The sequence below is a fragment of the Protofrankia sp. Cr2 genome, assembly GCF_963555885.1.
Classification (GTDB): Bacteria; Actinomycetota; Actinomycetes; order Frankiales; family Frankiaceae; genus Protofrankia.
The window spans coordinates 5,061-26,094 of the sequence record NZ_CAUVXG010000049.1; the positions used below are offsets into that span (position 1 = coordinate 5,061).

A 21,034-nucleotide genomic window follows, 5' to 3' on the forward strand; every position below is an offset into this window, starting at 1 on the left:
TGCGTATCGCCAACCCGATCTACCGCGAGGTGATCGCTCGGGTGCTCACGGCCAACGTGGAGGTCAATGTCGTTGCTGACCCGCGCAGTTTTGTGCTCGGCGACGGCCGGTTCGATTTCGGCATGCTGTTGCGGGAGTTCGCTGATTTCTGGCGTGAGCACGGCGAGGTGCTCACCGCCGGGGTTGTCTACCATGAGGTGGCCCCGCAGTTGGTGTTGATGGGTTATCTGCAGCGGGTGGTCAATGGTGGTGGGTATGTCGAGCGGGAATATGGCATTGGCCGGGGTCGGATTGACCTGTTGGTGCGCTGGCCCTTCCAGGGCTCGGCTGGCACACGGTGCTGGCAGCGGGAGGCGGTCGAGTTGAAGGTGTGGCGGGCCGGCGAACCCGACCCGCTGGCCCGGGGGCTGGCCCAGCTGGATGGTTACCTTGACCGGCTCGGCCTTGACCGCGGTGTCCTGGTGGTCTTCGACCGCCGGCCCGAGGTCGCGCCTATTGCCGACCGCACCAGGTTTGAGCAGGCGAGTAGCCCGTCCGGTCGCCCGGTCACCGTCCTGCGCGCCTGAGCTGCGGCTGTGCGGAACGCACGATGAGAGCGACCGGCCATAGGGGCGTCGATCATTCCCGCAACCCCGTTTCTTGCTGCATGCTTCCCCAGAAGCCGCCCAGCGCCCACTCGACGTAGTGACTTCCCTGATCCGAGTGGTTGATCATATCGACCGTGCGTACATCAGCCGTGCGTCAGCCGGCCCCGCCGGCTGACATGCCCCCGAATGCCTCGGTTCCCGCGGCAGCACCGGCCTGATCAGCGATGTCAGCTGCATCGAGGGCCCGATGCCGAGTTCACGCTGGAGCAGGTCGACGTAGGAACGGTAGGTGCGCAGCGCCTCGTGCGCGTTGCCTTCGGCGAGATGGACGCGGATGAGCGTCCGGTGCGCGCTCTCCCGCAGCGGATCGGCGCGGATCGCCCCGTAGGCGGCATCCGTCGCCGTGCCGAACCGGCCGGCGTCCAACAGCCGGTCGGCGAGGGACTCCAACGCATGCAGGGTGAGCTGGCGGAGCCGTTCCCGCTCGAAAACGACCCAGTCATCATACCATCCCGGCAGCAGCACCCCGAGCAGCGGCTGCGGGTGCAGCGGGTGTCCGTCGCACCGGTCGGCCGGTTCCAGTAGCCGCCGCGCATAGGCGATCGTCTCGTCGGTGTCCGTCCGTACCGCCGGACACAGGCCGAGATGGGTCGGCGTCGCGATGACGAGTGTCCGCTCGGTGCGTCGCAGCCGCCACAGGGCCGTGCGCAGGCAGCCGTTGGCCTGCGCCTGGTTGGCCTCGGGCCACAGCGTTCCCGATACCTCGCAGCGGGCGACATCCCGGTCCCACAGCGCGAGCAGCGCGACCAGGCGCTGGGCGGCCAGCGGGACCGGTGCGCTGCGCTGGCCCACGCACAACCGGAACCCGTCGAGCAACCCGACGCGGATACCGGTGGTGAGCATCCCGGGGTCGTGTGCTGGAACGGACGTCATAGGTGCTCTGCCCCCGGCCTCGGTTGTATCCCGCCGCCCAGCCCGGCACATTCGATCGTGTATCGATCGACGCCGACAGGGCGACATGCGGTCACTTCGCTGACCAGACCACACAAGGACACCTCTGCGCTTCCGGGAAATCCCTGGGTTCGGCCGAGTCGGCACGCCCGGCCGAAGCGACCGGGGACCCGGGGAATTCCCCGACGCATCCCGTCCGCACGGCGCCAGAAGCAGGATAAAAGTGCCCGTGAACAGGGCGTTCGGTCAGCGGGCCGAGCAGACGATCCCACTGGCCGACACCTGGTTCGCCTCGGGCAAGCGGACACGATCCGCGAGACCATTGCCATAGGTAACCGGAATGACGCCGAGTGAATGCTACAGTGCGTGATCGATTTCACTGACAGTACCGATCAACCGGACATCAGGATGTATACACCATCCGTCACCGGTACAACATTAGCCACCGCTATGACCGCCACCGCTATGACCGCCATCGGTATGACCGCCACCGTCACAGACAGGCCCGACGCATCCGGCGTCCCATGTGCGACAGTTTTGAAACCATTGTTGAACGCCCCTTCCTGACAACGCCCCAGTCGTTACACGCTGTTGAAAGGAAATGGATTAAAGAGGTATCTCATCAGGACCCGCGATCGACCGTTGTGATCGACCGTCGTATGGATCGCCTATACTCGCCCTGCCTCAGTACATCGAGATGTGAGGGACCCGTATGTTCGCGGATTTCAAGGGTAAGAGCTTGGCTCGGCGGACGACTCGATCCGCATCATTGCTCTTCGTAGTATTTTCACTACTTTCAGTAGCAGCCTGTCGAGCGCCCGCCGGAGAGCCACAAGCTGCTCCCAGCGGGGACCCACAGTTGGTGTCATCGAGTTCCGGTGACCTGTCGACAGTGGTGACGAGCCTCGACAATCAGACCTTTCCCGCCGGTTCAACGTTCTACGCGGGCATCGCGGGTGCGGATGACGGAGCAGACATCCGCTTCACGCTTGACAGCAAACCCCTCACCACGGTGAATCCCGGCATCGTGAAGGTGACCGGCCTGGCCGACGGCAAGCACTCGCTGATCGCCGATACGTATGAACCTGATGGGGACAAGACCCGGAGAACCCACCGGTTCCGGGCGAACTTCAAGCTGGGCGGGACGACAGCCGGCGTGCAGGCCGCGCTTTCGGCGTCCCCGGACCCGGATCAGCAGGAGGGATCCCCACCGCCGCCCGTGGCACCCGCTCCCGCGCTGGATCCGGTCGCCCCGGGCACGGAGGTGAAGGTGGCCGACGTCGCAAGCCTGATAGACGCGCTCAACACCGCCCGGCCGGGGATGACGATCACCATGGCCGACGGTCGTTACTCGGGCAAGGACGCCAAGGACATCAACGCCAAGAGCAAGCCCAGTGGTACGCCGACGAGCCCGGGACGGTTCAACATCCGGGTCTCGGGTACCGAAGCCGCACCCATCACACTGCGAGGCTCTCGCAATGCCGTGCTCGACGGTGGTGGCACCGGCGGTGGCTACGCCCTGAACCTGCTGGGAGCGAACTACTGGAAGCTCCAGGGATTCACCGTGACGGAGGCGACCAAGGGCGTGGTGCTCGACGATTCCAGCCACGTGACGATCGACGGTCTGTACGTGCACGACATCGGGCAGGAAGGCATCCATCTGCGGACGTTCTCCAGCTATGACGTGGTCACCAACTGCCTGGTGGAGAACACCGGAGTGAAGACCGCCAGCTTCGGCGAGGGCATCTACCTGGGGTCGGCTGTCTCCAACTGGGGCCGCTACACAGGCGGCAAGCCCGACACCTCGAACTACAACCAGGTGATCGGCAACACCATCCGTCACACCGGTGCCGAGAACATCGACATCAAGGAGGGTACGACCGGAGGCGTGATTCAGAACAACTCCTTCGACGCGGTCGGCATGTCGGGGAGCTGGGCAGATTCCTGGATAGACGTGAAGGGTAACAACTATATGATCATTGGCAACAGGGGCACCGTGAGCGGGCCGTCGGCGCTCCAGGACGGCTTCCAGACCCATGTGATCAATACCGAGGGTGTGCCAGTGGGTTCCGGCGAGGGGAACGTCTTCACCGACAACGTCGCCGACCTCGGCGGAGCGTCCGGCGTCGGCTTCTGGATTCACAATCCACGGACGTCGAACAACAAGATCAACTGCACATCCAACAAGGTGAGCGGAGGTAGTGGTTTCGCGTCCAAGGACGTGACGTGCGTCAATTCATGAACCGCTCGGGGTCCGGTCGGGGTTGGGACCACACACCGCCGGCCATGACCCGGGCCAGGTGAAGATCGACGTCGAGGACGACGAGGTCGGCGGCCAGCCCGACGGCGATCGCTCCGCACGTGGCGGACAGGCCGAGCACGCGGGCCGGGTTCGTCGCTGCCGCGGCGGCGGCGACCTCGATCGGGATGCCGGCGTCGACGACCGCCCGGCGCAACGCGTCGTCCATCGTGAGCGTGCTGCCTGCTAGCACGCCCGAACGCGCCAACCGTGCCTGGCCGTCGCGCACCCGCACGGCCTGGCCGCCGAGGATGTAGTCACCGTCACCGGCGCCGGCCGCATCGATGGCGTCGGTGACCAGGACGAGGCGGCGTGGATCGCGCGCGACCATCCGGGTGATGGACGGATGTACGTGCACGCCGTCGTTGATCAGTTCACAGGCGACGGCGGCATCGGCGTCGAGGGCGGCCCCGACCGGGCCCGGCGCTCGATGGTGCAGCGGCGGCATGGCGTTGAACAGGTGGGTGGTCAGGGTCGCGCCGGCTGCGAACGCGGCAACGGCCTGGTCGTAGGTGGCGTCGGTGTGCCCGATCGCGGCCACGATGCCGCCGTCCACGGCATCGGCGATGATCTCAGCGGCGCCGGGCAGTTCCGGTGCGACCGTGATGGCGCGCAGCGTACCCCTGGCCGCACGGACCAGCCGGGCGAACACCGCCCGGTCCGGACCGAGTAGATGCTCGGGGGCCTGCGCGCCACAGCGCGCGGGCGCGAGGAACGGCCCCTCCAGATGGGCCCCGAGCACGTGACCGTCGGCGCACGGACCCCGCTCGACCAGGTCGGCCACCCATGACAACTGCTCAGCGAGGTCCTCGACAGGCGCGGTGACCAGCGACACGAGCGTGCCGGTGGTGCCGTGCGCGCGGTGGAACGCCACCGCCGCGGCCATCGCCGCCGCTGAGGTGGCGACGTCGTGACCGCCGCCACCGTGCACATGCAGGTCGATGAATCCCGGCAACAGCCAGGCGCCGTCGAGATCGGTGACCGTCCGCCCAGCCAGCCCAGCCCGGCCCGGCGGCCCGCCGGAGCCGACCGCCGTTATGCGACCCCCCTCGACCTCGACCCAACCTGGATCCAGGACGCCCTCACACGTCACCACTCTGGCGCCGGCCAGTACACACTGTGGCACCCACATGGGCATCCTCCCGCGAGTCACACCCACCATGCCCCCGCCACCAACCGTCGGCTGGCCCGCTGGCCGGGCCCCTGTCACGGACGTCCGGTCCCGTCCACGGTAGGGAAGACGACGGCGGGGAGGACGACGGGGGCCGCTAAGGTCATGGAACATGACCAGCGGACGACTGCCACCGGCCGAGTTCTACGCGACACTGCCGCGCGCGATCGCGGGGGCCGGAGTCCTCTTCCACGATCCCGACGGCCGGGTCCTGCTCGTCCAACCCTCGTACCGCACCGACACCTGGCTCATCCCCGGCGGCCACATGGACCCGGGCGAGTACCCGTGGGACACCGCACGGCGGGAAATCAAGGAAGAACTCGGCCTGGATGTCCGCCCCGGCCGGCTGGTGGCCGTCGACTGGGTACCGCCTCAGGACGACGGACGACCCTCGCTGGTCAACTTCGTGTTCGACGGCGGAACGCTCACGGCCCACGACGCCGAACACAATCTGTACCTACAGGCCGACGAACTCACCGCCTGGCGGCTGTGCTCCCCCGACGAGTACGACCAGTTCCTCGCCCCGTACATGGCCCGGCGCATCCGCGCCTGTATGGACGCCCTGCACACCGGTCAGACGGTGTACCTCCAGCACGGCCGACCACCGCAGGCCCCGACCGACTGACCGCTACCGCCGTGATCCCACCGTGTCCCAACATCTCAGCGACACCGCCGGACAAAATCCTCCGCTGGGCCTCGTCCAGATGAGGCAGAACAGCCGCAAACAAATACCGGAAATCTTCGTCGGAAACTATGGAGCCGGAATGAAATAACTTGCATTTTTTGATCCTCTCGCAGGCATGTGACCTGCGAAGATGCTACTCGACGGGCATTTGTTATTTCATTACGGCTCCTATGAATGACGCCACGCTCGTGACATTATTTGGCGAAGATCAACACCAAAACTCCTTGCCATCAACAAACACACAGAACTACACACCGGTAATTCGTGTGGCAGGATTGAGAAGTAAGTAGTCGATCTATTTATTTAATTCCGGGCTCCAAGTACCTGGACGAGAGCGCGGAGAGCTTCGCGCGGCGGCTGGCGATCAAGCGGGGCAAGAAGCTGTCCGACCTTTACGTGCCACTGAAGACCTTCGCCGAGCAGTTCGCCGTCGTCGCGGTCGAGACCGGGGTACGCACCCAAGGCGGACTCGGCCATCCCATGACCGTCATGACGTTACCCTCAGCCGGGTCAGCGCAATTTGGTGAGCGTCTGCGCGTACGCGGTCCATTCAGCCGCGTCGCCGGCCCCTGCGTTGATTTGATTCTCTTTCATGATGGACAGCACCTTCTCCGGTGACGCCTTGGCCAACTCGCCGACGGAGTTGATGCCGGCCCGAGAAAGCGCCTGGCGGGCCTTGGTCGGTACGGCGACTAGCTTGGCGACGTCCGCGTCCCCAACGCTCTGGATGGCGGTGTCGATGCCGAGGGCGGCGGAGACGGCCTCCGGCGCACCCATCGTCGTACGGACGATGACGGCCTCTCGTTCGCCGATCTCGACGACCATGTCGCCGATGCTGCGGAAGCCGGAGCCCGCGGGGAGCACCTTGAGCACGTCCCGTACGGTGCGGCCGTCGGCCAGCTCGTCGTCGCCGAAGGTCCGGACGAAGTCGTCGACCCGCACCTCCTGCGGGAACCGCTGCCGCACGTCGGGACGCTCCGCGAGGTAGCGGCTGACCTGGGCGGAACCCTTGAGCTTGGTGCCGGCTACGACATCGACGCCGACCGTTTCCAGAGCGGGCAGCACGATCGTGCCCTGCTTCGTCTCCCAAACACTGACCTTCTTGTCGAGGAACATCGTCGTACCCATGTACTTGCCGAAGTCGAGCGCGCCGACATAGTTGGGGATCTTGTCCACCTGCAGGATGCCCCGGTCGAGGGCTGCGTTGTCGTGGGCGTTGGTGTGCAGCCGGTTGAGCTCGACGCGGACCTCGTCGAGCAATTTGCGCAGGCTGGCGCGCATCGCCGTCATGCAGGCGAATGCCTGGGCAACGCCGGTGCCGAGCGCGTCCAGGTCGTGCTCGATGCGGTGGAAGCGCTCGTTGAAACCAAGTTCGCCGGTCGTCTGTCCGGCCTGGACGGCGTCCTCGCCGTCTACCCAGTCGGTGTGCGCGAACGTCCGGGCGAAGGACGGCGGCTGGCACCCAGGCGCGACCGCCGGGAACAGCTCGACGTAGTTGAAGACGTGTTTCGCCGTACCGACGTTCTCGAAGATCCACGAGGCGACGAGCAGGCTGGCATCGGACGGGTCGATGCCAGCCTTGGTGAAGGTCTGGTACAGCTGGCCGACGGTCGTGCCGTCGTAGCTGATCTCTTGCGGCATGGTGTCCCTCTCAGAGCTTGTCGTACACGCCGCGCTGCCGGCGCTGTCGGTAGGTGCGGAACGTGCGGGCCACGGTTGGGCGCAGGGGCTCGGCGTTGCCGTCACCGTCGAGGTCTACGTGGTCGCGACGGATGGCGTACGTGTTGATCTCCACCCCGAGGGGGCAGACGCGGTTCAGGACGTTCATGAGGCGCTCGTACTGCTCGAGACTCAGCGCCACCCCGTCGGGCAGCTCGACCCGGAACTCGTACGGGTCGGTCAGCCCGGTGCGTACATAGGCCAACGCCACCACGGCGACCAGTCCCTGCGCGGTCGGCCGCAGGACGGTGCGGCTGCCCACCGCCTTGATCTCGGCCGCTCCCCCGCCCAGCGACACCGTGTACCACCGGAACCCGGTGGCCCGCCGCTCCGACAGGTTGAGGCCCGCCTGCGGCAGCCCGATGACGCTGACGACGAGCAGCACACGGTTGGTGGAGTCGACGAGCGGCAGCACCGCGGCGAGGTGGTTGTCCCGCAGCACTTCGACGAGCCGGGCCAGCCGGGTCCACGCCGCCTGCTGGTTGCCGACCAAGCCGGCCGAGAACGCCGCGTCCAACTCGATCGTCTCGACCAGTTCGTCCGGGACTGCCCCCAGCGCGGCGGCGACGGGACCCGGATCGAGCACTGCGGGCAGTCCGGCCGCGGCCAGCGCCAGCAGGACGGGCTGGCCGGCTGGACGTACCGGGACGGTCACCCAGCGGGCGCGCGCCTGCGCGTCGGTCATTCCCGCCCAGGCCGTCTCCCCCGCCGCGGCCCAGGCCGCGGCGGCGCCGGACAGCCCGGCCAGTAGCAGCGCGTCGCCGCCCGGGTCGCCCGGCGCGTTGAACCGGGCCTCCACCTGCTGCGGCGTCTGCGACGCCGCCGCCGTTGGCGCGGTGATCGTCAGCCCGCGGGTGGGCAGGTGCGACAGGTACAGCGTGGTCGTGTCGACCCGGTGCGCGGTTTGCACCCCGCACGCACGCCACAGCCAACCCAATTCGCCGTCGGCGGCGGCTGTGGGCACGCCGGCCGCGCGGCTGGCGAGGATGAGCGCCTCGGCCATGGCGTCGGGCGTCACGGGCCGGTTCGCGTCCAGTACCCGGGTACGGAGATCGTTCAGCTGACCGGTGCTCGGCGGGGTGATGTCGACGCCGAGGCCCAGCTCGTACCGGCTGCCGCCCGCCTCGTCCTGCGCCCGGGTCACCTGCCAGGTAATCGCCGTGCCCAGCGCCCGGCAGACCCGCCCGGCCCGATCGAGCGCGGCGGCGAGCGGCGGGGCGATTCCGTGGGCGCTGGCGAACGCGTACGACTGTCGCAGACTTGCCCGCAGCGCGGTGACCTCAGCGAGCCGGCTCGCGGGCAACGCCCGCGCGGCGTGCACGGCATTGTCGAGCGGCGTGTCGGCGGGCAGGACAAGGCGGTCCCGGCGCAGTTGGGCGAGGAAGTTCGTGCGGTGCTGGGCGCCTCCCACAGCGACCAGCCGCACCGCGACCGCGAACTGGTTGTCCGTCTCGCGCACAGTGAACCGGGCTCCCCCCGCAATGTCCGCGAACGTGCCGGCGTTCGGGTCGGTGAGGGCGCCGGGCCCGTTGAGCAGCCGTCCGAGCACGCCCGGGGTGGGCAGCAGGAACCGGCGGAACATGCCCAGCCGCTCGGCGTACGCGGCGTCCGGCTCGACTGCGGGCGGGGGCAGCCTGCGGGCGTACACCTCGCCGGTCGTGCCGTCGTGTACGAGCTCGTCGGCCAACCGGGCGACGCCGACGTCGGCGCCGATTCGGTCCAGGGCGTCCCTGCGCGCGTGGGCGAGCGTCCGGTACGCCTGCACCTCGCGGGCCGCTCGGCGCAGCCGGTGCTTCTCGAACGAGGCGAGGTACAGCAGCCGGCCCAGGTTGCCCTCGACGACGGCGAGCCGCACCAGATCGGCGCGCGGCGCGCCGGTGACCGCCGCGAACGGGGCGCCCTCGTCGGCTCGCTCGACCACGACCGCCATGGTGAATCCCGATACCAGCGGCTCCGCGGACGTGTCCGGGGCGAGTAGCGGCACCGATGCGCCCGCCTGGGACCAGGGCGCGAACAGGGCGTCTGGCAGCGCGGGGGCGCCCGTCGGCGTGACGCGTACGCGGACGGTCTCCTCGCCCAGGTCTCGGCGCAGCACGACCGTGAGCAGCGGGTGCCGGGTGGTCCAGTCGACGGCCGCGGAGCCGTCCGCCGCGATCGGCACGACGACCCGCCGCACAGTCCCCGCGTATGGGCCTTCGAGCTGGTCGACGACGTTGCGCTCGACGGACGGATCGACTCCGTCCACCACCACACGAAAATCACTCATAGGAGGGGACCTCACACAATATGGAAGGGCACCGGGTCGTCCCGGTCGACGTAGACAGGCACCTGGTTGGCCGCGAGCGTCGCGTTGGCGCCGATCACAAGGCGCTGCGTGCCGTCCCCGGTCGGCGCGGTACCCGTCACCAGCGTCGCCGAGTCCGCCGGGAAGCGGACCAGGCGCAGGTCGCGCACATCGGCGACGCCTGGTTCGTTCATCACGGTCCAGATCACTTCGGCGACGCGTACGGGTTCCCCGAACGGGAGCTCGTCGATGTAGCGCCGGAGCCGGGCGTGCAGCCGGGCCCGCAGCTCGACGGCCGCCGTGGACGCGTTGACGGTGTCCTTCGACCCGGTCGGCAGCGGAAGGCCGCGGATGACCAGGTCGCAGTCGACGCCGATGCCTACCTCCTCGGCCCGGTCGACGGCGGCGAAGATCCCGACCGGGCGCAGGTCCTCGATGACGGACTCGACGGCGGCCTGGAGCCCGTCCGGCCCGTCCCAGACAGCCGCGGCGGTCGGGGCGACCATCACCGTGAAGTAGTACGGGTTCCCCAGGTCGCGTTCCGTGCTGAAGACCCGTTCGATGAAGTTGAAGTTGCCAAAGATCGACTGGTTGATGTCGAGGCCACCCCGGCCGTCGAACACCTGCACCTGGCGTACACCCGGGATTGTCGTGACGGCGAGACCGATGGCCTCGGAGGTCCAGACGGAGCGCGGAGCGGCCAGCAGCAGCTGCCGGTAGCGCGCGTCACTCACCTGCAGCTCGCCGCCGGTCAGGGCAGCGGTGTGGGTGATGTCCACAAGCTCCTTGCCGGCAGTCTGCTCGGCATCGTCGAGGTCGGCTAGCAGCGTGTCGGCACGGTTCCAACGGTCGATCTTCTGCTGCGGCTGGGCCGGGTCGAGGTTGTGCGTGGGCCCGGGATAGAACGCGGCGACTGCCGGTACCCGTTGCGACGCGGCGGCGGTCAGCACGACCGTCTCGTCAAGGGCGGCGTGGTGCCCGCCCGGGGTTGACAGCCGGGCGCCCCGAGGCAGGGTGATCTGGGTCCGGCCGGTGGGCAGGGCCGCCTTCAGCTTGAGCGTGACCGTACCTCGGGCCTGCAGGTACGGGCGCGGGATGCCCAGCTCCTCGCCGAGGCGGGTCAGGGCGTCGGCGGTGGCCGAAACGACGTACGCGTCGTCGTAGACGGAACCGAGCGCCGCCCAGAGCCGTGCGTCCTCGAGCGAGGTCAGCTCGAGGACCTTGCGCAGTACCGACCCGGTCGTCAGGTCGATGTCGTCGCCGAAGATCAGCCGGGCGGTGGCCAGCTTCTCGGCGAGTAGCCGCGCGAACGATTTCGGTACGAAGCCAGTGTCGACGATGCCGAAACCGGCGGATCCGGTGGCCCGTAGCGCGGCTGCGTCGATGGCGAGGACGTCGGCGAGCTCGGCGGGCAGGGTGGGCTCAGACACTGGGCAGCTCCCCGAGGTTGACCGCGATCCGGTCGTCGGTGACGGTCTCGAACTGGACCTGCACCTGCAGGGTCCGCGAGGCGCGCAGGTCGGCGGCGGATCCCCCCGTGCCGAGGCGGTCGTCGAGGTTGACGTCAACGATGCGGCGTACGCGGGGGTCGCGGTCTAGCAGCGTGATGACGCCGACCCGGACCTGCTCCCGGACCAGGACAGGCTCGATGTTGCGGGTCAGGGCGTCGAGCCCGTCGAAGCCAAATTCGGCGTCGAAGACGTTGGAGCCGCGCAGCGTGGTCAGCGCGACGGACAGCGCCTGAGTGATGTTGCCGGTCCCACGGACGAGGTCGAGGACGCGGCCGTTCGCGCCGGCGGAGAAAGAGATGTCGCGGGCGATGTCGATTCCGGGCAGGGTTTCGGCGAAGGCCAAGCCCCAGCCTAGGTAACGGTTCTGGGCGGCCTCGCGTTCGCGTTCGGTACGGTCCATATGTCTATACCGCCTTCAGCTTGGACTGCCCGGAGCTGGCGCTCAGCGTCGGCGCGCTGCCGTTGGTGCTACCGCTCAGGCTGTCGAGCGCGACTCCGGTGCCGTCGACCTTCAGCTTGGCGGCGGCGCCGCTGGCCGACGTGACGGTCAAGCACTGGCTCGTGGTGGTGCTGGTGGCGATCGTGCAGCCCGACACCGACTTGCCCTGGATGCCCGCGGGCGTTGTCACGGCCTTGCCGTCGACCTTCAGCTTGGGCTTGCCGTCCGGGGTGACTTTTCCGCTGTTCGGGCAGTGCACGTCGCTCTTCACGGTGAGGACGAAGGTCATCTCTGCTCCTCAGTGGACGTTCATCGCGCCGCTGACGTGGACGTCCACGTTGGCGGCGGTCAGGTTGATGTCGCCGGTGCCGGCATCCAGGTCAATGCGCTTGCCGGTGATGGTGATCGAGCCGTCCTGCTTCATGACGATCTTCGATCGTCCGGCGGCGTGCTCGATGGTGATGCTGTCGGTCTCCGAGGCCCGGTCCGGCCGGTGACCCGGGCCCTGCAACTGGGCCCGGCCCACCCGGACGGTCAGCTCGCCCAGTTCTATGACCCGGTTTCCGTCCCCGTCGGTCAGGTCGTGGGCGACCTTCCCTTGGTGGTCGGCCGGTACGGCGGTGTCGGTGACCGAGGACCGGTCGGCGGCCGCCACTCCGACGGGTAGCGACAGCCACCAGTCGCCCGGCTGGGAGACCGGGGCATGCCCGGACGGCCAGAGCGCTCCGACGTCGACCGGGTCGTCGGGCCGCCCGTTGCGGTACGCCAACGCCACCCGTGTGCCGGGGTACCGGGGCAGGACGAGCCCGCAGCCACCCCACGCGAACGGGGTCAGGTAGGTGACCCCCGGCAGCGGCGCCGGCTGTTCCCGCCGGGGCGGCAGCCGGCGTGCGCCGTTGGGGCGGCCGTCCGGCCGGACAAGCCCCTCCCACACCGTCTCCGTCTGCGCCGGGGGCTCCACCGCACCGGAGGCGTTCGTGGCAACCGCCCGTACCTCGCCGATCTCCAGGCCGCGCGCCTCGCCGGTGGCCAGCCGGGCGGCCCGCCGGACGGCGTCGGCGGCAGCCGTGCCGGGTGAGGCGGACGGCGCCGCCGGGTCGGCGGCCGCGCTCGGCGAGGCGTCCGACCACGTGTCCCAGGCCGCCCCGGCCGAGTCGATCTCGACTCCTTGCACGATCGAGGCGAAGCCGGCCGACTTCGACTGGGTGTGCCGCACCGAGCTGACGTAGAGCAGCTTCGCGCCTGGGCCCAGCTCCCCGGTCGACGGGACGAACGGCGCGGCGAACGAGCCCAGCAGGGCGGCGCCGACGCTGCCGAGCGTGGTCGCCTCGTTCTCCGGTGGCGGCTCGAACGTGACCACGTCGCCCGGTTTCAGGTCGGGCCGGCCCTTGCAGGTCAGTGTCCACGCCTTGCGGGTGGGTGCGGCAGTGCCGGTCGAGTCGGTCGCGGCGTACGGGTCGGCGTCCTGCGGCTCGCTCTCCGTGCATTCGAGCAGGCATGTCGCGAGCGTCAGCGGCTTGGGCTCGCCTTCCGGGTACGGGATGGGCCGGGCCCCGACGTGGACCGTACCGTCGCGGATGAGCAGCATGCTCCGGCCGAACTTGTTCAGCGACTGCTGCAACGCCCCACCGATGCGTTCCAGTGCGGCGGAGTAGAGCAGTCCCACGCCGAACGCGACGTGCTCGGAGCCGGCCGCACCGCCGCTCGCCATGGTCATCGTGCCGTCCCGGTTGACCTGCCAGCTGGCGACCTCCACCTTGGTCCGATCGCCGATCGTGCTGACCGCGGCCGAAAAGGTGTCGGCCTCGAGTCGCTCGCTGACCCGCTGCCCGAGCCGCGCGTACGCCTGCTCGACGAGGGTCAGCTCCGTGTCGTACGTCTTGTCGCCGGTGAGCCGCCGCACCTTCTTGACCCGCAGGACGGCCACCAAGGCCCCGGACAGCTCGGCCGCCGACGGGCCGGCGTTGATGCCGACTAGATTGGTAAACAACGCGCCGACGCTGGTGTTGGCGTCCCGCCAGTACAGGTACAACTTGGCGACGAGCGGCTGCTGGCCCTCGGCCGTACGCAGCTTCGCGAAGTGTTCGTCGACCAGCCCCTCGATCGTGATCTTATACATCCCGGGGCCCAGCCCCTCGGGCAGCGCCGCGTCGATCGCGGCGTAGTAGCTGCTGCTGGAGACGGTCAGCTCCGGCTCGGGCTCGATGCCGAGCGCCGACTGCCGATAGAACTCGACGGTCCAGCCGGCGTCGTTGCCGACGGCGCCCTGCTTGACCTGACTTGTCTGGAACGGGGTCAGCGTCATCGGATCACCCTCCGCAGCTTCTTGTCGAGCAGGTAGCTGTACCGCAGGTATGCCTGGCCCTGTTCGGATTCGATCCGCTGCGCGGGCGGGCGGCGGCGCGACACGAACACGTTGATCGGCGGCGGCCCGAAGTCGTCGACGGCCTGATCGGCGCGGCGCCAGCCCAGCGAGACGTGTGAGCCGTAGTCGCCGGAGCCGCGTACCGTGCCGGCGGCCAGGTGCCAGTCGAGAATCATCAGTTCGACGGCGGCGGCCCCACCGGACGGTCCCGGCGGGGCCGCACCGGCGGCACACACCCGGCGCAGGCCGACAGCCAGCGGAACCGAGCCAAGGATCTGTGTACCGCGGCGGACGACGAGACGCAGCGGCGTCCGGGCGACCAGCCGTGGCAGGGACGGCACCCCGGGCACCGGTCGGGCCGCCAGGTCGTCGGCCGAGGTGGACACGACGGCTAGCGGTTCGGTGTCGAGCCACTGCTGGGCCAGCCCGGTCGGCAGAACCAGCACGGCGTGCACGCCTGCCCCCAGCTCGATGCGCTGTGGCAGGCCCGCGGTGAGGCGTTGGCGTACGGGGGCGAAGCCGGCCGGCAACGCGATCGGCTGCTCGGGCACCAGGTACCGGTCGACGGGGAACGGCGTCATTACGACCCCAGCCCGTCGGCGAGCGCGCCGACCCCCATGCTCGTCACGTCGAGGAGCTTGCCGAGCAGGCTGGGCTTGGGAACGTGGGCCATAGTCACGCTGACGTCGAGCACGTCGCGGCGGGCTGCCGAGGCGGAGACGGTCAGCGACTGCACCTGCATGTCCGTCCGGATGGTCATCGAGGTGACGAGGACGAGGCCGCCAAATCGTCCCCCCGAGTACGCGGCCAGTGCCGTCCCCCGCTTGCTGGCCTCCGCCATCGTCTCCAGCGCCAGCTTCCAGGCGTAGCGTTCGACGCCGACGAGGACCCCGGCTAGCGTTATGGTGTCATCGTGGGTGGCCACGACGGCCTTGTGCGACGTCGAGCCGATCGGCGGCAGGTGGTACGTCTGCAACAGCGAGATCGCGGTGACCGCCCACAGCGGGATCGGCAGGACCCCGTCGCTGATGACGGCCGACGGCACGTTGGCGTACTTCATGAAGCTCGTGGTGAAGGCCACGGTTACCGTCCTCCTGGAGTTGGCTGCGGCACGGTGAGGCCGGTGCGCTCGACGCCCAGGCCAAGGTCGCGCAGGGCCTGGGTGATCTCGGTGATCTGGCCGGCGGCGCTGGTGACGTGCAGCCGCAGTTTCCGGTCGGTCAGCGCCTGTCTGATCTGGGCAGGGCGGGTGTCCGCCGGTTCGCTCCGATTGATCCGGTCGATCTCGGCCGCGGCGTCGTCCATCCGCTGGATCGCGTCGAGCACCCGGGGGTCGGGCACGAAGCCAGGGTCTTGGCGGCGCAGCTCGGCCAGGGCGGTCCGGAAGTCACCGGCGTCGCGGCGCAGGTTGGTCGTCAGGTTGTCAGTGAGCGCAGTGACCGACGAGACGCTGGCGGCCCGGTGCGACTTGTCGTCGACAAGCCACACCCAGCCGTCGTGGCCGATGCCGACTAGATCTGTGCCGCGCACCCGGACGTCGGCGTCGGGTCCCTTGAGGAACATCTCGATGCTGCTCAGCGAGAACGCGGCCGTGTACTCGCCGACGACGCCCCGGCCGAACGTGACCATCTCGTGCCGGACGTACGCCCGGAAGCCCGCGGCGTCCGCAGCGTCGCCGCCCTTGCGGCGGAACGCTTCCCACAGGGCCGCCAATGCCTGCGGGTTGTGCATGGCGAGCTGCGGCAGTATCCACACGTCGCTGTTCGCCACGACGGCGCGCAGGTCAGCGTCGACGACGTGTTCCAGTGCCTGGGCCAGCCGCGCGGCGCTGACTTGCAGGCCCGTGTTGCGGGCCTTGCCGAGGTGGTCCAGCGCCGAATGCAGCCGGGTCATCTCGTCCGGTGTCAGCCGACCGGCCATACTGCGGTCCAGCGCGGCGGCGGACCTCTGCGCGCCCGTCTCCGACTCGGCCGACACCCTTTTCCATACCGCGCTCGCGTCGAGCGCGGCTGCCTTGCGCAGCACCGCCTGCTGGTCCGCCGGCAGCGCCCGGTACGCGTCGCTGAGGGCGGCCGACGGTTCGACGTGAACGCCCGCCGAGCCCTCCGCCGCCTCGAATTCGCGCATCAGCGCGTCGGCGTACGCGGCCACGTCGTCGTACAGCCGCAGCGGCTCGTTGCCGACAATCGCCTCCCGGGGCCGGCCGAGTTCACGCATCTCGGTGGCGAGCTGGTCGACGTACTGCCCGAACGCCTCCGCCCGGACGCCTTCGGGCAGTTCGCGGCCCTCGAGTACGTGGTCGAGGACCGCCGTTAGGTTGTCGCGCAACACCTCGATGTTTTTGAGCCGGGCGGTGGCGTTGCCGAGGTGCAGGTCACCGACGTCGTCGACGACGCGCCGGATGATGTGCTCCATCAGGGCCCCAGCCCGCCGGTCGCCGTGCTCGCTGTGCTCGGCGACGTTCCGCATGAACCCGCGCAGCCGCGGGTGGGCCTCGGCGGCGGCGCGGATCGCGGCCGCGTCGAGCATTCGGCCGGCGCGGAACCGAGGCGGGGTCACGGGGTCACCGCCCGGGGGTTCTCCTGCTCGAGGGTCATCATGATGAAACGGGCGCCCTCGCTGCCGCCGACCGCGCCGGTGAGCGTCGCCTCACGCTCGATGTGGGCGAGGACCGGCTCCAGCACCTTCTGGATGATCTTCTCCATCACCTCGTTGATCATGATCTCGGTGACGAACGCCTGCAGCAGGTCACGCGACGCCGCCTCGATCACCTGCCGGGCGGCGCGGCGGAAGGCATACCTGTGGGCGGCCGCCAGCCCGGTCCGGAGCCCCGCCCGCCGGGCAACCCGGCCGCCGCGGACAAGCGCCCTGCCGATCGTCCCCACCTCGGGCAGCAGAGACATCGCCAACCCCAGGTACGCGGCGAACAGCTCCACCTCGACCTCGGCGTGGGTCAGCACAAGCTCCGGGTCGAGCATCGAACCGTAGAGCCGGGCCCGCTCGCGAGCGTGCCGGACGTCATTGAGCGCTACCGCTACCCCGGCGAGGAACCCCAGGGGCGGGCACAGCACCGACAGCAGGACGATCCCGACGGTGACCCCGAAGCCCGTCAGCTCCTCACGCCCCAACTCGGCGCTGAACAACGCGTCGATGCCGAGGGCGTAAAACGTGTCGCCGGCGAAGAACTCGCCCAGCTGGCCGTGGACGACGAGATGGATGCCCTGCAACGCGTAGCGGCTGCCCGGTACGGTCGCCGACGGGATGTTGTCGCTGATCCGGCTGGCCCGGAACGCGAACCTGGCGTCGGCACGCACCTTGCCGAGCATCTCCGTGTTGTTGTCGCGCATCTCGCCCAGGACCTTGCGCAGTTCGTCGCGGATGGCCGACGGACGGCCCCGAAATCGTCCGAGGATGTCGGGGATGTCGGCGATCTGCTTCACCAGCGGGTCGATGCCCTCGGCCTCACCGCGCTGCATGACGAGCGCCTGGTCGAGGTCAGGTTCGGACCACATGACGCCGTGCGAGTCGCGGATCCGGGCGACGCCGCCCGACTCGACGATCTCGCCGACCGTGCCCGGGGTGGTTAGCGCCTGCTCGGCGGACAGGAAAGCGCCGGACAGCAACCGGGCTGCCCCGAACCAGGCCGTCGCCGGGTTGAGGCCGCTGGCGACGGCGACCGAGCCGCCGCCGTACCCGGTGTGCTCGTCCGTCCACCGGGCCGCCTCGTGCCACCGAAGCCGTGTACGCAGCGCCTGCAACTCGGCGTAGTCGGACAGCTGGGACAGGAGCAGCCGCTCGAAGATCGGCGCGTATTGGTCGAACTTGGCGATCCGCCCTTCGATGCCCGTACGGGAGGCGAGCAGAAGCTGCATCATCATGACCTGGCTGCCGGTGACGAGGATCTGCCCGACGGCATCCTCTACGGCCGGGGTGAATTCCTCGAGGAAGTGCAGGTCCCAGGATGCGGTCGAGTCGATCCAGCCGCCCTGCACCTTGGCCCAGTTCTCCGGCCGCTCGTATGTGCGCATGACGGCGAGCCCCAGGCCGTGCAGCCGCGGTACGACGCCCGCGAGGTGCCGCAGGAACTGCACGGCCGGTGAGGCGACGGGCCGGAAGTTCAGGGCGCCCAGCGAGCCGCCGCCGTCCGTGGCCGGCTGGGTGAATCCCTCCCGCTCACTGAGTGTGATGTACGCGCTGATCGCCGCGGCCCGGCCGAGCAGTGCCTGGGCAGCCTGCAGGCAGAAGTTGGCCGGGTAGTCGCAGATCGGCGTGCTCATCTGCAGGCGGAACGCGATGTCCGCCATCGCGAGGCGGAGCGGCTCCCCGGCCTGCCCCAAGTCGGCTAGCGTCGGCTCGCCGTTGAAGGACGTGCAGCCTCGGGCTTCGCCCCGGCCGTGGACGGCCGGGAAACGGCTGACCGGGGTGTCCGGCGGAGGCGGCGGGCCGATCGGCGCGGTCGGGTCGTAGACGAACGAGCCGCCGCCCGAGCCGCCGCTGGGTCCACCGGCACCGCCTGCCGTGCTGTCGCCCGTACCGCTGGCCGCGCCGGTGCCGGTCGCGCCGGAGCCCGTACCGGAGCCGCCGCCCGCGCTGCCGGTGCCGCCCGTACTTCCGCCGGTGCCGGTGCCGGTGCCCTCGCCCCGGCCGGCGGGCCGCTCGACGGTGATCGGCAGCAGGTTCGCCGTTCCGATCCAGTGCAGGTCGGCGTCGGTGGCCTCGGTACCGACGAGCATGACGAACGAGCCGCCGAGGCGCACCACGACGAGGCTGGTCGGCGACTGGCCTGCGAGGCCCACCATGATGCCGTCAACGCGACGGTTGACCTCGGTGTCGACGGCCGCGTCGAGGCGCTGGCCGTACTCGGCCGCCGACGTCGTCTCGCCGCGCGGCTCGGCCTCTTGGACGCGCTGCCGGATGTCGGGGCCCATGATGTCGGTGGTGGCGGCGACCAGGCCCGCCCGGTCGGTGATGAGTCGCCGCTCGGCGGTGCCAGGCACGGCGGGCGGGTCGCTGTTCCGCTGCTCGAAGTGCGCTTTCGGGCCCGGGACCAGCTCCATCGCCCCGAAACTGTCGAACTGGAAGTGCGAGAACGGCGTGGTGTTCACGAGGACCAGCCACACGCTCCGGCCGTCGGCGACCACCCGGGAGATGAGGCCCGTCGGCGCGCCGGGCGGCAGCGGCCCGTGCTGGCGGACCGCCTCGGCGGCCATCTCCCGCAGGTGGGCGCCCAGCTCGATGGTCGGCCGGGCGATCCAGTCGTGGACCACCGGCACGACGCTCAGAGGTTCGTCACTGAAGTCGAGCACCGTGGGCGAACCGCCGCCGCCGTACGACGGCAGCCGGTAGGTGCGCAGCAGGGCGCTCTGCCGTTGCGGGTCGAGCAGCTCGCCCGCGGGCTCGCCGAGCGGAACCGGCACCCCGGTGGGCAGGTCAGGATCGAGCGCGGCGGCCTCGACCACGTCGGCGATGACGCCGCGCAGCCGGGCCTCGAAGGCCCGCCGGTCGCGGGCGTCGACCGCCCGTCGCGCACCGCCCGTCCACGAGAAGACCGGCGGCAACGTACGGACGCCCAGATACTGCCCCCGTGGCTCCAGGACCTCCCGTCGGGACCGGTCCAATGCCCGCGCCAAGGCCAGGTTCAGGGCGTCGGCGATCTCGTCGGGCCGGTCGACGACCGATCGCGCGTCGACCCGCACCCGTACAGGCACCCGCACCGACACCGGCATGGATCACACCCGCCCTTCGAGGTGCTCGGCCAGCCGGCTGAGCGCCAGGTCAGCGAGCCGGTCCGCGTCGATCTCGGCGCCGCCGCCGACGACCTCGATCTCGACCGGGAAGTGGTAGGCGATGACCGCCCGGTCGTCGCCCGCCACCCGTTCCGCTTCGGCCTCGCTCCCGGCGGCGGGCAGCACCAGTTCGCCGGCGTGCACGAGCGCCAGCCCGGTACGGGTGACCCGGGCGGCCCGCCCCTCGCTTGTTGCCACGGTTCCACCTCCCGTTCCGTCGTGGGTGCAGGGTTACGGCAGGACGGACGCGTCGCCGGTCTTGGGGTCGACGGTCGCCCCGAGGCTGAAGCCGCTGAACGTCGCCGAGGGCGCGCCGGAGATCGTGGCGGTCGTCGGGGTCGCGCTGGTGATGAGGCAGTCCCGCAACACGAACGACGAGAACGACCAGTCGTCGCCGATGTGCTCGAGCAGGGCGATGTCGAACAGTTCGCCGTCGAGGGCAAGTTTGGTAAGCCGCCCGGCGACGTCGCCTACGGCCTTCACGGTCATCGTGAAGTTCATCGCGACGGGCTCGTACACGGCTCCGATGTGAGTGGCCTCGCACGAGTGCAGCGCCTCGACGTTGAGCGAGAACGACGGACTGAACGAGTCGATCGGGCTGATCTGGACCGTCTCCGTACCCTTCGTGTACTGGACGGCGAGGCGGGTCTTCCATTCCATGGCGCGTTTACCTCTCCCAGTCAGAACTTGGCGACGAGCGTGACCAGCAGGCGGCTCACGGCTGGCCCGTAGAAGACGGTGACGACGAGGTCGACGGTGCGCTCGTTGCGGGCCTTGGTGACGATCGCGTCGTCCGTGGTGTTGCGGGCCGCGGCGGGTAGCGACAGGACGTCCAGGACGGGGATCTCGACCGCATAGTCGTCGATGACAGCCTGCCGCTTCAGCGGACCGAGAATGCCGTCGAGCTGCGTCTTGAGCAGCGTCATGCCGGGCTTGGTGATGCGGGCGTCGCCGATCAGGCCGATCAGCCCGGCGCGCAGCATGAACTCGATCTGGTCGAGAGTGCGGACGAGGTCGATGTACTTGTCGTCGGCGTCGAAGAGCCGGCCGTCGGCGAAGTGCAGGCTCTCCCCCGAGATCAGGGCAGGGTCGATGGCGGGAGTGATTTTTGCCTCGGAAAGCCCCTTGATCTCGCTGGGACTGTATTGCTTTGCCACCGGCATCGTGATGCCGACAATCTTCTTCAGCACGACGCTGTGGTGCACAGGCAGTCCGGCGACGGCCGCCATCGCGGCGG

General features: G+C 69.5%; 18 protein-coding genes and 1 pseudogene. 3 read left to right on the forward strand and 16 right to left on the reverse strand.

What is annotated here, in order from left to right; translation table 11 throughout:
• Positions 1-566, forward strand: a pseudogene (locus tag U9978_RS18780) (ATP-binding protein); the annotation flags it as partial.
• A 144-nt stretch (positions 567-710) separates the two neighbouring features.
• Here U9978_RS18780 and U9978_RS18785 read toward each other — a convergent pair.
• Positions 711-1,520, reverse strand: coding sequence for an AfsR/SARP family transcriptional regulator (locus U9978_RS18785; RefSeq protein ID WP_322762445.1), 810 nt, complete (start codon positions 1,518-1,520; stop codon positions 711-713).
• Between the two features lie 877 nt (positions 1,521-2,397).
• Between U9978_RS18785 and U9978_RS18790 the strand changes: the two genes are divergently transcribed.
• Entirely contained in the window at positions 2,398-3,780 is a 1,383-nt protein-coding gene (locus U9978_RS18790; RefSeq protein ID WP_322762446.1) for a right-handed parallel beta-helix repeat-containing protein, read from the forward strand.
• On the opposite strand, the gene nagA is transcribed toward U9978_RS18790, so the two are convergent.
• Complete coding sequence (gene nagA / locus U9978_RS18795) at positions 3,770-4,969, reverse strand: N-acetylglucosamine-6-phosphate deacetylase (RefSeq protein WP_322762447.1); 1,200 nt, start codon at positions 4,967-4,969, stop codon at positions 3,770-3,772. The two genes, U9978_RS18790 and nagA, sit on opposite strands and share 11 nt — an antisense overlap.
• Positions 4,970-5,120: 151 nt before the next feature.
• On the opposite strand from nagA, the gene U9978_RS18800 reads away from it, so the two are divergent.
• On the forward strand, positions 5,121-5,633 hold the full coding sequence (locus U9978_RS18800; protein WP_322762448.1) for an NUDIX hydrolase: 513 nt from the start codon (positions 5,121-5,123) through the stop codon (positions 5,631-5,633).
• Between the two features lie 363 nt (positions 5,634-5,996).
• Here U9978_RS18800 and U9978_RS18805 read toward each other — a convergent pair whose 3' ends face one another.
• From U9978_RS18805 to U9978_RS18870, 14 genes are all read right to left on the reverse strand, one after another.
• Positions 5,997-6,170 (reverse strand): hypothetical protein, encoded by a 174-nt coding sequence (locus tag U9978_RS18805; protein ID WP_322762449.1) that lies wholly within the window; start codon positions 6,168-6,170, stop codon positions 5,997-5,999.
• 33 nt (positions 6,171-6,203) lie between these two features.
• Positions 6,204-7,334, reverse strand: coding sequence for a hypothetical protein (locus tag U9978_RS18810; RefSeq protein WP_322762450.1), 1,131 nt, complete (start codon positions 7,332-7,334; stop codon positions 6,204-6,206).
• Between the two features lie 10 nt (positions 7,335-7,344).
• A complete protein-coding gene (locus U9978_RS18815) occupies positions 7,345-9,678 on the reverse strand; it encodes a hypothetical protein (protein WP_322762451.1) in 2,334 nt (777 codons plus the stop codon).
• 11 nt (positions 9,679-9,689) lie between these two features.
• Positions 9,690-11,126, reverse strand: a complete 1,437-nt coding sequence (locus U9978_RS18820) for a baseplate J/gp47 family protein (protein ID WP_322762452.1) — start codon at positions 11,124-11,126, stop codon at positions 9,690-9,692.
• Positions 11,119-11,607, reverse strand: a complete 489-nt coding sequence (locus U9978_RS18825) for a hypothetical protein (RefSeq protein WP_322762453.1) — start codon at positions 11,605-11,607, stop codon at positions 11,119-11,121. The genes U9978_RS18820 and U9978_RS18825 overlap by 8 nt, the downstream gene beginning before the upstream one ends.
• Before the next feature lie 4 nt (positions 11,608-11,611).
• On the reverse strand, positions 11,612-11,935 hold the full coding sequence (locus U9978_RS18830; RefSeq protein WP_322762454.1) for a hypothetical protein: 324 nt from the start codon (positions 11,933-11,935) through the stop codon (positions 11,612-11,614).
• Positions 11,936-11,944: 9 nt separating this feature from the next.
• Positions 11,945-13,951, reverse strand: a complete 2,007-nt coding sequence (locus U9978_RS18835) for a hypothetical protein (protein WP_322762455.1) — start codon at positions 13,949-13,951, stop codon at positions 11,945-11,947.
• Positions 13,948-14,592, reverse strand: a complete 645-nt coding sequence (locus U9978_RS18840) for a hypothetical protein (protein WP_322762456.1) — start codon at positions 14,590-14,592, stop codon at positions 13,948-13,950. Before U9978_RS18840 ends, U9978_RS18835 begins: the two co-directional genes overlap by 4 nt.
• Entirely contained in the window at positions 14,592-15,092 is a 501-nt protein-coding gene (locus U9978_RS18845) for a hypothetical protein (RefSeq protein ID WP_322762457.1), read from the reverse strand. The genes U9978_RS18840 and U9978_RS18845 overlap by 1 nt, the downstream gene beginning before the upstream one ends.
• 2 nt (positions 15,093-15,094) lie before the next feature.
• On the reverse strand, positions 15,095-16,570 hold the full coding sequence (locus tag U9978_RS18850) for a hypothetical protein (RefSeq protein WP_322762458.1): 1,476 nt from the start codon (positions 16,568-16,570) through the stop codon (positions 15,095-15,097).
• A complete protein-coding gene (locus U9978_RS18855) occupies positions 16,567-19,737 on the reverse strand; it encodes a hypothetical protein (RefSeq protein WP_322762459.1) in 3,171 nt (1,056 codons plus the stop codon). Before U9978_RS18855 ends, U9978_RS18850 begins: the two co-directional genes overlap by 4 nt.
• A 3-nt stretch (positions 19,738-19,740) precedes the next feature.
• Positions 19,741-19,995 carry a hypothetical protein gene (locus U9978_RS18860; RefSeq protein ID WP_322762460.1) on the reverse strand — a complete coding sequence of 85 codons (255 nt, stop codon included), beginning with the start codon at positions 19,993-19,995 and terminating at the stop codon, positions 19,741-19,743.
• Positions 19,996-20,028: 33 nt separating this feature from the next.
• Positions 20,029-20,457 carry a hypothetical protein gene (locus U9978_RS18865; RefSeq protein WP_322762461.1) on the reverse strand — a complete coding sequence of 143 codons (429 nt, stop codon included), beginning with the start codon at positions 20,455-20,457 and terminating at the stop codon, positions 20,029-20,031.
• Positions 20,458-20,477: 20 nt separating this feature from the next.
• A partial coding sequence (locus U9978_RS18870; RefSeq protein WP_322762462.1) for a hypothetical protein occupies positions 20,478-21,034 on the reverse strand: 557 nt, incomplete at its 5' end.

Excerpts from the sequence above, each read along its gene's own strand:
- U9978_RS18785 (WP_322762445.1), bottom strand. The coding sequence starts at position 1,520 with ATGACGTCCGTTCCAGCACACGACCCCGGGATGCTCACCACCGGTATC.
- U9978_RS18830 (WP_322762454.1), bottom strand. The coding sequence starts at position 11,935 with ATGACCTTCGTCCTCACCGTGAAGAGCGACGTGCACTGCCCGAACAGC.
- nagA (WP_322762447.1), bottom strand. The coding sequence starts at position 4,969 with ATGTGGGTGCCACAGTGTGTACTGGCCGGCGCCAGAGTGGTGACGTGT.
- U9978_RS18825 (WP_322762453.1), bottom strand. The coding sequence starts at position 11,607 with ATGGACCGTACCGAACGCGAACGCGAGGCCGCCCAGAACCGTTACCTA.
- U9978_RS18840 (WP_322762456.1), bottom strand. The coding sequence starts at position 14,592 with ATGACGCCGTTCCCCGTCGACCGGTACCTGGTGCCCGAGCAGCCGATC.
- U9978_RS18815 (WP_322762451.1), bottom strand. The coding sequence starts at position 9,678 with ATGAGTGATTTTCGTGTGGTGGTGGACGGAGTCGATCCGTCCGTCGAG.
- U9978_RS18810 (WP_322762450.1), bottom strand. The coding sequence starts at position 7,334 with ATGCCGCAAGAGATCAGCTACGACGGCACGACCGTCGGCCAGCTGTAC.
- U9978_RS18865 (WP_322762461.1), bottom strand. The coding sequence starts at position 20,457 with ATGGAATGGAAGACCCGCCTCGCCGTCCAGTACACGAAGGGTACGGAG.
- U9978_RS18800 (WP_322762448.1), top strand. The coding sequence starts at position 5,121 with ATGACCAGCGGACGACTGCCACCGGCCGAGTTCTACGCGACACTGCCG.
- U9978_RS18835 (WP_322762455.1), bottom strand. The coding sequence starts at position 13,951 with ATGACGCTGACCCCGTTCCAGACAAGTCAGGTCAAGCAGGGCGCCGTC.
- U9978_RS18855 (WP_322762459.1), bottom strand. The coding sequence starts at position 19,737 with ATGCCGGTGTCGGTGCGGGTGCCTGTACGGGTGCGGGTCGACGCGCGA.
- U9978_RS18805 (WP_322762449.1), bottom strand. The coding sequence starts at position 6,170 with ATGGCCGAGTCCGCCTTGGGTGCGTACCCCGGTCTCGACCGCGACGAC.